We start from the raw sequence: 14886 nt of genomic DNA, 5'->3' as shown, positions 1-14886 counted from the left end.
AATAAGGAGATTCTCATGGCAGATTATACCGATAACGAAATGATGGCCATCAGTGCAGGGAGGCTAATCAAAAACGGCGATATTGTCTTTGCCGGCACCGGCGTTTCGATACTTGCGGCAACTGCGGCAAAAAGAATCTACGCGCCGAAGGCCGTTATTTTTTTTGAGACCGGCGGGATTGACCCCTCTTTGGAAGAGATACCCATGGCCGTTGCTGATCTCAGGGTTATGAGCGGGACCTGTCTCAATTCCGGACTCATTGATGCATTTTCCATTGCAGGCCACAGAAAGCTCAACACAATAGCCTTTCTTGGCGCTGCCCAGATTGATATATATGGAAATCTTAATACCACCTCTCTGGGCAATTACATGAGGCCAAAAATACGTTTTTCCGGAAGCGGCGGTGCCTGCGATGTCGCTTCTATTGCATCGGGTGTTATTACCTTTATGCAGCATGAGAGAAGACGGTTTGTCGAGAAACTTGATTATCTTACCAGCGTCGGGTGGTACAAGGGAGGAGACAGCCGCAGCAAGCTCGGCCTTGTCCGGGGAGGGGCAACCGCAGTTGTGACCAATCTCGGGGTAATGAAATTCGACGAGGAGACAAAAAAGATGTATCTTGCCGCATACTATCCCGGCATTTCTAAAGAAAGGATCATTGAAAATACGGGCTTTGATATTGACGTCTACCAGGCCAGTGAGTCCCCTGCTCCCTCCCGGGAAGAATTGAGGATATTAAGAGAAGAAGTGGACCCTCAGAAATTGATTCTTTAAGAGAAAGAATGATAAAGCTGCAATATCATATCATTAAAGAATGTGGATCGCGTGGTAAAACAATTTCGGCAGTATTTTTCGGGTAATACCGCAGAACCAAACATGAAAGGCGGGAAGTGGGAAATCACCACAAAGATGGAAATGAAAGGTGTGTCGTCTATGCCTGCTACGACAACAACGAGCTACCTTACACAAAAAGGCACGGTACCTCCAAACAAACAGAAACCAAAATAATTAGATGTTGTTTATTTCCGATTGTGGCCGCTACTTTTCAAGACATGCAAAGCCGTCGTAGAAATTGCCACAATCGAGATAGTGGTAAATAACCTGCTCGATATAGGGTTGGCAAAACCCATACTGATATGGATAATGTTCATCATAACTCAGGGGAAGGTCTCAAAATTGTTATCTACGCACTTTTAATAGCCAGGTAACTGTGGATTTATGCGGCGATTGATAGCGGCAGACAGTCATGGTCGGTATTGATAACGGGGGAAACAAGTGGGGCTTTCTTCTCAGCTCATGCGTAAGGAAGGAATTCTTTCCCTAAAAGTCCTTGACCTATTTCCATTTTTAGGGTGGCATTAGCAATTTGTATTGCTTTCACATCCCTGAGATAGCGCTCAAATGGGAGCTCCTTCGAATACCCCATTCCTCCGAATACATCCATTGCATTGTTAACTACTTTATAAGCGGTTTCTCCTCCGATTAAGTTGCCCATCGCCGCCCAAACCGAAGCTTCATCAGCGCCTTTCTCAATCAAAGAGAGTGCCCGATAGCATACAAGTTTTGCAGCTTCAAGCGAAGTAAAATCATCCGCCAGTCTAAATTGGATTCCCTCGAACTTCCCTAGAGGCTTCCCGAACACATTGCGTATCTTCGCATATTTTATAGCTTCTTCCAAGGCTTCTCTGGCGGTGCCCAAAGCGATGAGACCTGTTAAAGCCCTCTGTTCCTGTACTGTGTTTTTCAACATAGATAGGGCACTATTTTTTTCTCCGATGAGATTCGCGATTGGAACTTTCACCTCGTTAAAAGCAACGTTTCCCCATTTTGTGGCTTTCCAGCCAAAACCCTGAAGTAGTTTGATTTCTATTCCCGGTCTGTCAGCCTCTATAAAGATGCAACTGATACCTCTTCCTCCCTCCCCCTCTGTTTTTACAAGGACGATAAACCCTTGGGCAACTCCGGCAAAGGTGATCATTGACTTCTCCCCGCTCACTACATAAAAATCGCCCTCTACCCGTGCAACGGTTCTTGCTGCTCTGATGTCTGAGCCACTCTCTGGCTCCGTGGCACCAAACGCTACAATACTCCTGCCTTTTACGATATCGGTCAAGAAGGTATCTTTAATTTTTTCCGATGCCTGTAAAAGTACTCTCCCAGTAATGTTACAGGCGCAAAGGATGATGGCGCAGCTCTGGTCAAATCTGGCAACTTCTTCCAAGGCTATGCCAAAGGTTATCCGGTCGGCTCCTGCTCCACCATAAGCCGATGGCAGCCGTAAGCCCGTTAGCCCAATTTCTGCCATCTTCTTTACACAATCCCATGGAAACTCTTCAGAGGTGTCCCAATGAGAAGCCCGGGGAGCTAATTCTTTTTTAGCAAACTTATAAATGCTCTTCTTAATTAATTTTTGTTCTTCATTAAATTCAAACATAGCAGCTCTCCTAACTTTTTCAGAATTTCATTTTCCACGAGTAAAAGAATCAGGAGAGTTGTGCCTCAATAATCAAATTATTCACCTGTCCGGATGTCTCTTACTGCCTTTGTGGGTGGAGATTTACTTTACGATGTAGTCAGTCAAGGCGGCCTCCAAACTTGATATATTCGTCGGCTAGGCGTTTTATGCGGGTCAGAATACCTACCGCGAGACACAGGTCAGCGATACCCCCCCGTTCTTGTTTGCAAGAAAACGGGGTTGTATCAGCCAGTCCATATTCCCTCCACCATGGTTATACGGCATGGGACTTATTTAACGGTCTTTAATATTTCAGGATTCACTATCACAATTTATGTTCGAAATCTACTAATCAACAATAATTCGCGTCCACACACTTTTAGATGAAGTTGTTTTTGACTGCCTACCCCAATGATCCTTGACCCCAATCACCAGCAAAGTCGTCCTCCAAAAGCTGAACCTTTCGACCCGAAATAAACGGGTGAGATCACCGAATAAATGAAGTGTGCCGCCTAGTTACAGCACATACAAAGGCGTAACTTTCGATTCTGCGTTGAGGTGAGGAATACCGTTTGAACTCAAGCCTCCGCAAGCTGAAAACCTTTTTCCCGAAATAATTTCAGGCAGGCATCGGAGACGGTGCTATCGTAAAAGATCCCTCTGTTTTCCACGATTTCCTCCAGAGCTGCATCGATTCCCAAGCCTGGACGATAGGGCCTGTGCGAAGCCATGGCTTCCACCACGTCGGCAACCATCAGGGTGCGGGCCTTGATCAGAATTTCATCCCCTTCAGGCTCCTTGGATAGCCGGAACCGTCCATCCGCTCATGGTGCTGGTAGACAATCTCAGCCAGCGGCCAGGGCGATTCTACATCCTTCAGCATCTCGAATCGTTTTTGGACATGTTCTTTAATAGGGGCAAATTCAAGTTCAGACAGTTTTGTCGGTTTGGATAATATTTCCGCTGGGACGGATAATTTCCCGATGTCATGTATGGTCCCCGCCATGCGGATGCCGTCAATTCTCTCCTGGGATAGTCCCATTTCTATGGCCATTGCGCGGGCGAGATCTGCCGAACGGATTTGATGACCAGCGGTATAGGGATCTCTTGATTCAACGGCCGCCACCACCGGCTATACCGCGGCTGAAATGACGGCTGGCACAAAGTCGTTTAAATTGTTCTAACGAGAACCCTCGCGGTCGGCCGGCCTATAGAACCTGTCCATCGGTATTGAAAAATCTCTCCTGTAGCCCCCTTCAGGACTTCGGAAAGACATTCAGACGGGGCACACGCGGCGGCGCGATCCGGTGGGGATCGAGCGCACGGTTACACCCGGCACCAGGCCCGGGCGATGTGCAGATAGATCTCGGCTGCCCGGTGGATGTCGTCCACCCGGCACCATTCGTCGGTCTGGTGCGCCTGGGTGGCTTCGCCCGGCCCCAGGATGAGGACGGGAGGGTTTCCAAGTCCCGGGGCGAGTGTCGAGGCGTCGGTGAAGTAGTTGACATACCCCGGCCGGGCGGGGAAGTCTGCCGCTTCGAGCAGTTGCAGCACCTCCCGGATCCAGGGCTCGTTCTCGTCGGTGAGGACCGGGGGAAGGTCGAGCAGCTTCAGGATCTCCAGCGCGGGGCCGAGCCGGTCGCAGACCCGCCGGTAGAGCCATTCGTGCGACAGGCCCGGCACGGTGCGCATATCCACGGTGAATTCCGCCAGGTCGGGGACCATGTTGATTTTGGTGCCCCCGTTGAAGGTGCCCACGTTGAGGGTGGGCCGGCCCAGGCGGGGGTCGGCGGCGACCTCGTCCAGCAGGCCCTCCAGGGCGAGGATGGCGCGGGCCGCTGCGATGACGGCGTTCTTGCCCTGATCGGGCATGGATCCGTGGGCCGACTTGCCCCGGACGCGGCACTGGAGCCACAGGGTGCCTTTGTGTCCGAGGAACGGGACATTCCCCGACGGCTCGCCCAGAATCAGCGCCCCTGCCGGTGACGGCAGCACGCCATCGGTGACCATTCGGCTCGCACCTTCGCTGCCCGTTTCCTCCCCGGCGGTGAAGATCGCAACCACGTCGGCCTGCCGCCGGGGGACGGCGGCGAGGCGCAGGATGGCAGTCGTCATAGCGGCCAAGCCGCTCTTCATGTCGCTCGCGCCCCGGCCGATGATCTTGCCCTGGCTGAAGCGCGCCTCCAGGGGATGGCCCTGCCAGGCTGCCCCGCCTGCGGGTACCGTGTCCAGATGGCCGCAAAAACACAGGGCCGGCCTGTCTCCTTTGCCCGGCAGTGTGGCCACGAGGCCCCTGCGGCCGTCGGCCAGGGTATGATAGGCGACCCGCAGGCCGGCGGCGGCGAGGATTCCACCCAGAAAGTCCGCCGCGACCGACTCGTTGCCGGGCGGATCCATGGTGTCCAGTTCGATGAGCGAGCGGGTCAGGTCAACGGGGTCCGGGGGTTCGGGAAACTTTGTCATGGCTCCTCCTTAGCCGCTCTTAGCCGAAATAGGCCTGGCGGAATTCTAGGTTCTCGCTTAACTCCTGCGCGGGGCCCCGGGCCGCCACCCGTCCCTTGGAAAGGACGTAGCCGTAGGTGGAGACGGCCAGGGTCTGACGGACGTTCTGCTCCACCAGGAAGATGGTGATTCCCTCCTGGTTCAGGCGCTGGACGATACGGAAGTTTTCCTTGACCAGGAGGGGGGAGAGGCCCAGGGAGGGCTCATCGAGCACAAGGAGCTTAGGCGCCCCCATGAGTCCACGGCCGATGGAGACCATGGCCTGCTCGCCGCCGCTCATGGTGCCCGCGGTCTGGCCCATCCGGAGGCGCAGGGCCGGGAAGAGTTCGCAGACCCGCTCCAGCCGCCGTTCGATCTCGCCGCGGTCCCGTTCCTGGTAGGCACCGAGCCGCAGGTTCTCCGCTACGGTCATGGCCGGAAAGACTTTCCGACCTTCCGGGATGCTGGCGAGGCCCGCGCGGACGATGCGGTGGGTGGGCAGGTCAGTGATGTCCCGGCCGAAGAAGGTGATGCGGCCCGCGCGGGGACGGGTGAGCCCGAGGATTGAACGGATCAGGGTGGTCTTGCCCGAACCATTGGAACCCAGAAGACAGGTAACCGATCCCTCGGCGACCTCGAGCGTGAGGTCCTCCAGGACGTCCACGTGGTCGTAGGCTGTGTAGAGTCTTTCCACCGTGAGCGCGTTTGCAGCCATCAGTCCACCCCCAGGTATGCCTGTTGGACCTGCGGATCTGCCGTCACCTCCTCATAGGTGCCCTCGCAGATCTTCTGTCCAAAGTTGAGCACCACGCAGCGGTGGGTAATCCGCTCGATCACGGACATCTCGTGTTCGATGATGATAATGGTCAGATCCTCCACCCGCTGCTTGATCTCCAGGATATCGTCCACCAGGCTGAAGGTTTCCTCGTGGGTCATGCCTGCCGAGGGTTCGTCCAAAAGGAGGAGCTTGGGGCCGGAGATGAGGGCGCGGCAGATCTCGATCCTCCGCCGGGAGATCATGGGGAGGTTGGCCACGGGCTCGAACGGATTATCAGCGAGGCCCGGGTCGAAGATGGCGAGGAGCTCGCGGGTCCGCTCCAGGCCCTCTTCGAACTGGGCCTTGAGGCGCCGACGGCGGAAGAGGTTGTCCACAAGCCCGTCGTGGATGTGCCTGCGGTCCCCCAGGATGACGTTGTCGAAGATGGACAGGGGCAGCCAGAGCCGCGAGCGCTGGAAGGTGCGCGCGATGCCCGCCCGGTACACGGCCTGGGGGGAGAAGTTGGTTACGTCGCGGTCCTCGAAGCTCACCTTGCCCGACGTGACCGGATAGATCCCGGTGATGACGTTGAAGAAGGTGGTCTTTCCCGAACCGTTGGGTCCGATGAGCCCCAGGATAGCGTTGCGTTCCACCGCCATGTCCAGATTGCACAGGGCCGTGAGGCCCCCGAACATCCGGCATAGCGCTGCGGTGGTGAGCAGAGGTTCACTCATGGCCGCCCCCCCGCCTAAGCAGTTCGAACCGGCGCACCCGGCGGGGCAGGAGCCCCTGGGGCCTGAACAGGAGAATGACGATGACCAGGGATGCGTAGAGCAAGAAGCGGTACTCCTGGAGAATCTGAAACTTCTCGGGCAGGATGATGACGATGGCCGTGGCCACCACCGTGCCCCACAGAGACCCCAGGCCACCCAGGATGATGATGGAGATCAGGATGAGCGAGTCGCCGAAGGCAAAGTTCGCTGGTGCAATGTAGCCCAGGAGGGTGGCTAAAAACGCGCCAGCCACGCCGCAGTAAAAGTTGCCGATCGTGAAGGCCAGGATCTTCCAGCGGGGGATGGCGAGGCCGAAACAGGCGCTGCTCACCTCGTCCAGGCGTACCGCGTCGAGTTTGAGCCCGAGCCAGGATTCCTCGAGCCTCCGGGCCAGGACAAATCCCAGCACGACCAGCGTCAGGATCAGGGCGAGGTAGCTCAGGTAAAAGGAGCCTGAAGAGGAGCCGAGGGCGATGTCGCGGTTGAATTCCCAGCCCAGGAGCTTGAACCCGCCGCTTTTGAGCCCCTGTGGCCCGCCCAGGACGTCGTTTACCTCCAGGAAGACCTTGAAGAGGAGGGCGAAGGCGATCGTCACCAGGGCCGCGTAATGGCCCCGGGTCTTGAGCACCGGCACCAGGAGCATGCTCCCCACCAGGGCCGCGGCCAGCCCCCCGGCCAGCAGGACCAGGAGGTGGGGCATGGCCGTGTGCTTGGTCAGGATGGCAGCGGTGTAGCAGCCCACCCCCAGGAAGGAGGCCCCGGCGAAATTGACCACGCCCACGAAGCCGAACTGGATGTTCAGCCCGAAGCAAGCCAGCATGTAGACCATGACCGTGGCGACGAGGAAAAGCACGAAGGCGTCGTCGTGAAAACCGAGGCAGACGGCAACCGTGGCGGCCACGATTGCCATGCCGAAGGCACGCGGCCAGGCAGCGGCGCTACTGCCCACCCGGTCTAGCCACCCCAGACGGTGCGCCAGGAGGGTTCCCGCGCCCCCCCCCGCCAGCAGACCGAACACCAGGGCTTGTGATTCGCTCCCCAAGACGAGGGCGGCGAAGGCCGCGCTGATCAGAACCGCCGCAAGCGATGGGTGGAAGGAAATCGGGGTAGGTGCCTGCTGGTTCATGGTCTATACCCGCTGGGTTTCCTTCTCGCCCAGAAGCCCGGTGGGCTTTATGGCCATGATGAGGATGACGACCCCGAAGGCGAAAACGTCCTTGTAGGCGCTGGCAAAGGGGAGGACCGCCGCGCCGACGGTCTGCAGGAGGGCGAACAGGAACCCGCCGATGATGGCGCCGTAGAGATTGCCAAATCCCCCCACCGCCGCGGCGCTGAACCCGATGGCCCCGAGCATAAGCCCCATGTTGAAGGTAATTTCGTTGTAGTAGAGCCCGGAGACCACCCCGGCGAACGCGGCCAGGGCCGAGCCGATGGCGAAGGTGATGAACACCACCAAGTTGAAGTTGATACCCATCACCCTGGCCGTTTCCTCGTCCTGGCTCACGGCCCTAATTGCCATCCCCAGCCTGGTGTGCCGGATTGCGAGCTGCACGGCCACGATCAGGAGCAGCCCCGCGACCAGCAGGACCGTGTTATCGAAGCGGAGGGAAAAGTGCCCCCAGGACAGGCTCCAGTCCGGCAGCAGGGCCGGGAACCGCTTCGGGTTCGCGCCGTCGGGGAAGAAGAGCCGGATGGACTCGCGGAGTACCGTGCCCAGCATCAGGGTGATGAGCAGGACGTTCAGCGGCGGCGCGCCCTTCAGGGGAAGCACCAGGACCTTGGCGATGACCATGCCCAAGAGCGCCATGGCGGCCATGCTCAGGGCTCCGATGATGACCAGCATCAGGGGCTTCGATTCAATGCCCAGGGCCTGCAGACCCAGGAAGGCGGCGAAGGCGGTGAATACCCCGCAGGTGACCACGTCTCCGTGAGAAAACTTGATCACGTCCAGGACGCCGAAAAAGAGGGTGAAGCCTACGGCAACCAGGGCGTAGATGAGCCCCAGCATCAAACCGTTGACCACAAGCTGGCCGATGAAGGATAGATCCATTGGTTAGTGTCGCCTCATGCCGGACTGGGTCTGACCTCTACGGCAGCCTCTTGAGTTGCCGCTTGCCCGAGGCGTACAGGGACTCCTGCCAGGGCACCCACTTGCCGTCCTGGACCACGTAGCGGGTGATGGAGGGGTTGATGTTCTGGCCGTGGTCGTCGAAGGTAACCGCGCCGATGATGGCCTGGTGGTCCTTGACCTTTCTCAGGTATTCCGTGACTGCCTTCCGGTTCGGGCCGACCTTCTCGATGGCCTCCAGGACCAGGTTCATAGCTGAAAATGCGAAGGGGCCGAAGGCATCGGGGGCCTCCTTGTAGCCGGCTTTCCCGTATTCGGCCATGAACCACTTGCCTCCCGGCAGGTGCTCTACCGGCTCGCCCTCGCGGAACGCCAGGGTCCCCTCGCCCAGTTTGCCGGTCCCTTCGATGTAGGCGTCGGAGATGATGCCCGAGCAGCTCTGGAACTGCGATTCATTTCCCAGTCGGGCCATCTGCAGCCGGATGCGCACCCCCAGCGGGGTCAACCCGCCGAACCAGATCACGTCCGGGTTGCTCTGCTTGATCTGGGTGAGTTCGGCCGTGAAGTCCTGCTGATCTGCGTTGACTCCGTAGACCCCCACGATCTTACCCCCGGCCGCCGTCAGGTACTTCGAAAAGTAGTCCTTCATGCCCTTGCCGTAGTCGGTCGTGTCATGGAGCAGCGCCCAGGTCTTGTACCCCAGAGATGCCACGAACTTGGCGGCCAGGTCGTTCTGGTTGATCATGGTGCCGTTGACCCGGAAGATCTCCTTGTGATTGTGCCCGTAGGTGATGTCCGGATGCACCGCGCCCCATACGACCACCGGCAGGCCGAATTTATGGTATACGTCCACGCAGGCCAGGGCCACCACGGAGCAGTAGTGCGTGGCGGCGGCGATGATCTGCTTGTCTGCCGCAGCCTTGGTGGCGACCTGCACGCCGATGTTGGGTTTGCATTCGTCGTCCAGGACCAGAAGCTCATACTTGTACTTGGCCTTCGGGTCGGCGTTCTTGAGTCGAACCGCAAGCTCGGCCGAGTTCCTGCCGCCCACGCCGATGGCCGACACGCCGCCGGTCAGAGGGCTGATGAACGCCACTTTCACCGTGTCCTTCGCCGCGACAGGGACACTACACAACGTCAAAGAAATTCCAATAGCCAACAGGATGAGACTTTTTTTCCGCATACGACCCTCCTCTGTATAAGGTTGATGCCCCCTGCCGGGGGGGTCCGAACCGCACCGCTTGGCAGCTCATATTTTAGCGGCAGCTATACTGGAATGGGGGCATACATGTCAAGGAATTTTTGGACTGAATTGAATTGAATTGATTGATAATCGATTGATAAGACATTGCTTCTCACGGCTTGGAGTATAGGAGCGCTGTTTTTTCGTGTCAAGGGATATTTTCCATCGAAAATCAGGGGCTGGCGATGCTATTGGGTAAGGAAGGTGGATCGGTGGCCGCTCTATTGCGGGATTAGCATCATTTATTTCCGTTCGAAGTCAAGAGTTTTCTGTAAGGTTGACATTTTGTGGACTTCAGGAAGTTGTCCCCGCCCCAGCTCATCCGAAAAACCGCCGCCCCAAAACTGTAGCTTTCAGCCGGTTATCGTTAAAAATTCAGAAAAAGTCCACAGGTTTTTTATCCTGGGTTGGCGGCAATATAATTACTTTTGGAGTGAACATGTGCAAACGAACCATGCTCAAGCGGATACTGTTCACGCACATCCTCAAAGCGTATATCAAGGCCGAGGAGTACGTGAAAATGTATTGACACAATAGAGGGTTCTTGCCATATTGGGGGTAAAGGTAAGGTGCGTTAGCCCTGAGCCCTCCGACGTTGCTCAGGACATGCTTGTCTAAGGACGTAACGCACCGAAAATGCACTGAATTTAAAGATGGATTACGCTCCGCTAATCCAACCGGCATACTTTTCGATGTAAAATAGATGCAAAATATCCATTGACAAGCAAAAACAGCCTCCCCTATGCTTCTGCCATGGAAAAGCAACTCGACTCAATTTCGTCGCGAGGTTCAAATCAACCCGGCTTTTATGGCACCATCGAAGGAGGGAAGCATGAAGAATAGATTATTCCGCCTGTTCACCCTATTGTTCGCAGTTGCCGTGCTGTTAATGCCGTCGAGCGGACAGGCCGCGCAGACAAAAATTCAGGCCAAAAACGTGATCCTCCTCATTGGCGACGGGATGGGCCCGAGCCAGTTCGGGGCGGCCTGGATCTACAGCAACCGGGTCCTCAACCGGGATCTACGCATGTCCGAACTGATGAAGCAGTGGCGGACCGCCTATCTCATGAACGATACGGCCGACGCGATCGTGACCGAGTCGGCCGCCGCCGCCGGCCAAATCGCCACAGGGAAACGCATGACCGCCCGCGCGATCAGTATGGCTGCCGACGGCAATACCCCCGTCAGGACGATCATGGAGATGGTCAAGGAAAAGAAGCTGGCGACGGGACTTGTCACCACTTCCGGAATCACTGATGCAACTCCGGCAGCCTTTGCCGCGCATGTGGCCCACCGTTCCAACGAGGAGTCGGTCGCGGAACAGGAACTGAAGTTCGGTGTTGATGTACTCATGGGAGGACGCAAACAGTTTTTCCTCCCCGAAAGCGCCGGCGGAAAGCGCAAGGACGGCCGCAATCTTCTGGAAGAGGCGGAAAAAGCGGGCTACACCGTCGCGGGAACGGCCGAGGAGTTGAAGGCGGCATCAACCGGCAAGGTGCTCGGTCTCTTCAACATGGGCAACATGAGCTTCGAAATAGACCGGGCCGCCACCCATGAGCCGAGTCTGGCCGAGATGACCCGCAAGACGCTGCAGATCCTCTCCAAAAACAAGAGCGGCTTCTTCGCAATGATCGAGGGTGGCAGGATTGACCATGCGGCGCACCGCAATGACGCCCCCGCCACGATCCGCGACACCCTGGCCTTCGACGAGGCGGTCGGCGTGGCCATGGACTTCGTCAAAAAGAACCCCGCCACCCTGCTGATCGTTACGGCGGATCATGAGACCGGCGGCATGGCCCTGATCGGTCACAGCAAGGAAAGCAAGGAGTATATCGGCATCAACCTGAAGTACATTGAAAAGGCGACGGCCTCCTTCGAGGTGATGGTCGGGAAATGGGGCAAGAAGCCAACACCGGAGAAGATCAAGGAGGACGTCGAGCAATTCCTGGGCATCGCCCTGACCGATGACGAGGCCCAGACGGTGGCCGACGACACCATGAAGAAGCTGGATCCGTACAACTACAATTACGACTATACGCACTCGCTGGGCTTTGTGCTTCGGCCCTACCTGCGGGTGGGCTGGGGCAGCCAGACCCATACCGCTTCGCCGCTCTTCCTGTTCGGGAGCGGGCCGGGTTCCGGGAAGATCGGCGGGTTGCTGCACAACACAGAGATATTTACGCTGATGAAGGCTGCGCTCCGGTTGAAGTCAACCCGTTCGGAAAAGTGAGGCGCTTCAGATATCCAGCTTGGACAGGAGGCCTTTGTGCCTGCGGTACCAGAGATTGGGGATGACCTTGTATAAGGCCCGCGAAAGGGGGCCGATATACTCTTTTCTCCTTTTATCGAACTGACAGGCCTGGATGATCTGTTCCTTGATTTCCTTTCTGTTTACGCCTTCGTTGAATATTTTATAGGCGCAATGGAAAAGGGGGCTGTACATGTTTTTCATTTCTAAATACCGGTGGACGTTTCTGATGGTGTTCGGCCCTTCCGGCGTACCGTCAATCTGCGCCCGCACCTTGATATCGGTCTCAATGGGATTGCCGCTGAATAACTCGTAGAATAGTCTTCCATAGCGATAATTTTTGCTGGCCTCGGAGGAAACGGTGACATACATGTCTCCCACGCCGGCCTGGCTGTGAAAGGCCTGGAAACTGCCTCCCAGCAGCATGGAGAGCGACCTGATCTCGACGCCTGATCTGGCAAAGATGGTGCCGGGAATGGAATCCCCCAGTTCCAGGCGATCCGTCAGACCTTTGATGTTGGCGACAATGTTTTTCAGGGAGCCGCAAGCCTCGATGCCGACAATGTCAAAATTATAATAGGCATACAATTCCCGACGGTTGAATCGGGTCAATTCCTGGATAATCAGTCTGGAGATGCCACTTGGTCCGGCAACGGTGACGCAAACCGGGTTTCCTAAAGCGATATCCATATCAAAAAAGGGGCCGCCAACGCACACCACCTCGTATTTATAGGAAAGATTGGACATATAGGTGTTGATCAGTTGGGAGGGGGTAATCAGTTCTTTCGTGATTTCGTCAGAGATCAAACCCTTCATGGGAGAGATGATGCAGGTATCGCCGCCTTTTTTTTCTATCAAGGGTTTAAGATAATTAAGCAGTTCGGGGAGCCGGTCCATCGTTACGGCCAGGAAGATAAAATCATTATCCTCTACGGCCCGTTCCAGATCATTGGTGGCAAATACGCGCGCTGACAGCCGGGGGACATTATCCATGCCCCCCAGCCTGGTAGCCATATCGTGCGTCAGGTGCTTGGGATTCAAGTGCTCCTTATTGATTTCCCGACAGATTTCCGTATTGTGATAATACAAGGTCACCCCTTTATTATCTCTGCCGAACTTGTACGCAAAGGAAGTCCCCAAGCGGCCCGGGCCGATGATCGCTATTCTGCTGCAGTCCAAATTGGTCAAATTCATCTGCTGAGAAACCCCCCTGCCTGCTTTGATAGGGCAAATTCGTGGGGCAGTATAGGGAAGGGAGTGCTGCCTGTCAAGGGCAAAGCGGTTGCATTCAATGATTTCCAATAGATAACTAATTGAAGCTTGACATTGAGATGGCTTTTATGAGACAAACACACTGGTAATTTGTTTTTACGTATGCTCGTCTTGTTTCAAGTAGGCCGGGTGACCCGACCCGGCGTGAAGCCTTATTGTTTCCCTGCTGAACAGGAGGAGGGGGGGGTATCATGCGTGTCCTGATGTTTGGATGGGAATTTCCACCCGCCATAAGCGGCGGCCTGGGCACTGCCTGTTTCGGAATTACCCGGGGGTTGACGGAACTGGGGCAGGAAGTTATCTTCGTTCTTCCCCGGATCAAGGATAAAATAAACCATGCCCGCATGAAGTTCCTTGCGGCGGAGGAATATCCTTTTTCCGAGTGGAGAGAGGCGACATCTTTTGGCGCTGTGTGGGAAAATTTGAAAGTGAGGATTGTAGATTCCGCACTGCGTTCATATATGAACGAGAAACAGTATCAGTCGCTGCTGACCAAAGGCGATCATAAGGGCACCTCCCACTTCGCCATGTCCGGCACTTACGGCCCCAACTTGCTCGCGGAAATCTGGCGTTATGGAAAGGTGGCGGAAGGCATCGCTCAACAGGAAAAATTCGATATCATTCACGGTCATGACTGGACCTCTGTTTTGGCCTGTGTCCGCGCCCAAAAGATAAGCGGCAAGCCCTATGTCTATCATGCCCATGCCCTGGAATTTGACCGCAGCGGTGAAAATATCAACCAGATTGTTTACGATATGGAGAAGTACGGCATGGAAACGGCGGATCATGTAATCGCCGTGAGTCACTATACAAAAGAAAATATCATCCGCCGTTACGGCCTGAGCCCGGAAAAGATCACAGTGGTGCACAATGCTGTTTCCCGCGGCGAAAGTGAGGTGCTTGCCCGTACCAATAAAAAGGACGCCGAGAAGTTAGTCCTTTTCTTGGGCCGGATTACCTTTCAAAAAGGGCCGGACTACTTTGTGGAAGCGGCCTCCCTTGTGTTGCAGAGCATGGCCGGGGTCCACTTTGTGATGGCCGGCGCCGGCGATATGATGCCGCAGATGATCGAAAAGGTGGCCGGTCTGCATATGGGCTCCCATTTCCATTTTACGGGCTTTCTGCAGGGGCAGGATGTGGAACGGATCTTTGCCATGAGCGACCTCTATGTCATGCCCAGCGTCTCCGAACCCTTTGGCATCTCCCCGCTGGAGGCCATGCTCTACGATGTTCCTGTAATTATTTCCAGACAGTCGGGGGTAGCGGAAATTCTGCATCATGCCCTGAAGGTTGATTTCTGGAATGTCCGGGAACTGGCCGATAAGATGATTGCCCTCTTAAGGCATCCTTCCCTGGGCGATGAGATGAGCGCCCGCGCCCGCGAAGAGCTGAAGAATATCAAGTGGGAACAGGCGGCCGAAAAGATCATCGCTGTCTATCGGCAGGCGCTGAATGACTGAATCAGTTAGGCCCAGTTAATAACGAGCTGTTCCTTGCCGGCCGGGAGCGTAACCGTCGAGATTAACGGGGAGGAGCAGATAGTCTCCCCCGGCCTGACGCTTTCGGTAATAAAAACGCTGACGGTTGAG

The 14886-nt window shown here is 56.0% G+C and carries 13 protein-coding genes; 3 read left to right on the top strand and 10 right to left on the bottom strand.

The genetic code is table 11. The annotated features are described in order from the left end of the window. The first annotated feature begins 15 nt into the window (after positions 1–15). The gene (locus tag NT140_09600) at positions 16–774 is read left to right on the top strand and encodes a ketoacid-CoA transferase (GenBank protein ID MCX5832122.1); all 759 of its coding nucleotides are present in this window, start codon (positions 16–18) and stop codon (positions 772–774) included. A 520-nt stretch (positions 775–1294) separates the two neighbouring features. Here the strand turns inward: NT140_09600 and NT140_09595 are convergent. The 9 genes from NT140_09595 to NT140_09555 all read right to left on the bottom strand — a co-directional run bounded on the left by NT140_09595 (position 1295) and on the right by NT140_09555 (position 9717). After that, on the bottom strand, positions 1295–2434 hold the full coding sequence (locus NT140_09595) for an acyl-CoA/acyl-ACP dehydrogenase (GenBank protein MCX5832121.1): 1140 nt from the start codon (positions 2432–2434) through the stop codon (positions 1295–1297). A 599-nt stretch (positions 2435–3033) separates the two neighbouring features. Further along, positions 3034–3186: a hypothetical protein gene (locus NT140_09590; GenBank protein ID MCX5832120.1), complete on the bottom strand. Its 153-nt coding sequence runs from the start codon at positions 3184–3186 to the stop codon at positions 3034–3036. A gap of 41 nt (positions 3187–3227) precedes the next feature. Then, positions 3228–3584, bottom strand: coding sequence for an HD domain-containing protein (locus NT140_09585; protein ID MCX5832119.1), 357 nt, complete (start codon positions 3582–3584; stop codon positions 3228–3230). 197 nt (positions 3585–3781) lie between these two features. Beyond that, on the bottom strand, positions 3782–4918 hold the full coding sequence (locus NT140_09580) for a M20 family metallopeptidase (protein ID MCX5832118.1): 1137 nt from the start codon (positions 4916–4918) through the stop codon (positions 3782–3784). A gap of 19 nt (positions 4919–4937) precedes the next feature. After that, complete coding sequence (locus NT140_09575; GenBank protein ID MCX5832117.1) at positions 4938–5651, bottom strand: ABC transporter ATP-binding protein; 714 nt, start codon at positions 5649–5651, stop codon at positions 4938–4940. Further along, complete coding sequence (locus NT140_09570; protein ID MCX5832116.1) at positions 5651–6427, bottom strand: ABC transporter ATP-binding protein; 777 nt, start codon at positions 6425–6427, stop codon at positions 5651–5653. The genes NT140_09575 and NT140_09570 overlap by 1 nt, the downstream gene beginning before the upstream one ends. After that, positions 6420–7592, bottom strand: coding sequence for a branched-chain amino acid ABC transporter permease (locus NT140_09565; protein ID MCX5832115.1), 1173 nt, complete (start codon positions 7590–7592; stop codon positions 6420–6422). The genes NT140_09570 and NT140_09565 overlap by 8 nt, the downstream gene beginning before the upstream one ends. 3 nt (positions 7593–7595) lie before the next feature. Beyond that, positions 7596–8516 carry a branched-chain amino acid ABC transporter permease gene (locus NT140_09560; GenBank protein MCX5832114.1) on the bottom strand — a complete coding sequence of 307 codons (921 nt, stop codon included), beginning with the start codon at positions 8514–8516 and terminating at the stop codon, positions 7596–7598. Positions 8517–8553: 37 nt separating this feature from the next. Then, a complete protein-coding gene (locus NT140_09555; protein ID MCX5832113.1) occupies positions 8554–9717 on the bottom strand; it encodes a branched-chain amino acid ABC transporter substrate-binding protein in 1164 nt (387 codons plus the stop codon). Positions 9718–10666: 949 nt separating this feature from the next. On the opposite strand from NT140_09555, the gene NT140_09550 reads away from it, so the two are divergent. Then, positions 10667–12007: an alkaline phosphatase gene (locus NT140_09550; protein MCX5832112.1), complete on the top strand. Its 1341-nt coding sequence runs from the start codon at positions 10667–10669 to the stop codon at positions 12005–12007. Between the two features lie 6 nt (positions 12008–12013). Here the strand turns inward: NT140_09550 and NT140_09545 are convergent, their stop codons facing one another. Then, entirely contained in the window at positions 12014–13219 is a 1206-nt protein-coding gene (locus tag NT140_09545) for an NAD(P)-binding domain-containing protein (GenBank protein MCX5832111.1), read from the bottom strand. 269 nt (positions 13220–13488) lie between these two features. Between NT140_09545 and NT140_09540 the strand changes: the two genes are divergently transcribed. Beyond that, a complete protein-coding gene (locus NT140_09540) occupies positions 13489–14757 on the top strand; it encodes a glycosyltransferase family 4 protein (GenBank protein MCX5832110.1) in 1269 nt (422 codons plus the stop codon). Positions 14758–14886 lie beyond the last annotated feature (129 nt).

The sequence above is a fragment of the Deltaproteobacteria bacterium genome, from assembly GCA_026388415.1.
Lineage (GTDB): Bacteria > Desulfobacterota > Syntrophia > Syntrophales > JACQWR01 > JAPLJV01.
The sequence above is the reverse complement of the archived record's forward strand: the minus strand, read 5'-3'. Positions and strand labels throughout refer to the sequence as shown.

What these genes read in the sequence shown, in the direction of transcription:
- NT140_09600 (MCX5832122.1), top strand. Translation starts at nt 16, where the DNA reads ATGGCAGATTATACCGATAACGAAATGATGGCCATCAGTGCAGGGAGG.
- NT140_09595 (MCX5832121.1), bottom strand. Translation starts at nt 2,434, where the DNA reads ATGTTTGAATTTAATGAAGAACAAAAATTAATTAAGAAGAGCATTTAT.
- NT140_09590 (MCX5832120.1), bottom strand. Translation starts at nt 3,186, where the DNA reads ATGGCTTCGCACAGGCCCTATCGTCCAGGCTTGGGAATCGATGCAGCT.
- NT140_09580 (MCX5832118.1), bottom strand. Translation starts at nt 4,918, where the DNA reads ATGACAAAGTTTCCCGAACCCCCGGACCCCGTTGACCTGACCCGCTCG.
- NT140_09575 (MCX5832117.1), bottom strand. Translation starts at nt 5,651, where the DNA reads ATGGCTGCAAACGCGCTCACGGTGGAAAGACTCTACACAGCCTACGAC.
- NT140_09570 (MCX5832116.1), bottom strand. Translation starts at nt 6,427, where the DNA reads ATGAGTGAACCTCTGCTCACCACCGCAGCGCTATGCCGGATGTTCGGG.
- NT140_09565 (MCX5832115.1), bottom strand. Translation starts at nt 7,592, where the DNA reads ATGAACCAGCAGGCACCTACCCCGATTTCCTTCCACCCATCGCTTGCG.
- NT140_09560 (MCX5832114.1), bottom strand. Translation starts at nt 8,516, where the DNA reads ATGGATCTATCCTTCATCGGCCAGCTTGTGGTCAACGGTTTGATGCTG.
- NT140_09555 (MCX5832113.1), bottom strand. Translation starts at nt 9,717, where the DNA reads ATGCGGAAAAAAAGTCTCATCCTGTTGGCTATTGGAATTTCTTTGACG.
- NT140_09550 (MCX5832112.1), top strand. Translation starts at nt 10,667, where the DNA reads ATGCCGTCGAGCGGACAGGCCGCGCAGACAAAAATTCAGGCCAAAAAC.
- NT140_09545 (MCX5832111.1), bottom strand. Translation starts at nt 13,219, where the DNA reads ATGAATTTGACCAATTTGGACTGCAGCAGAATAGCGATCATCGGCCCG.
- NT140_09540 (MCX5832110.1), top strand. Translation starts at nt 13,489, where the DNA reads ATGCGTGTCCTGATGTTTGGATGGGAATTTCCACCCGCCATAAGCGGC.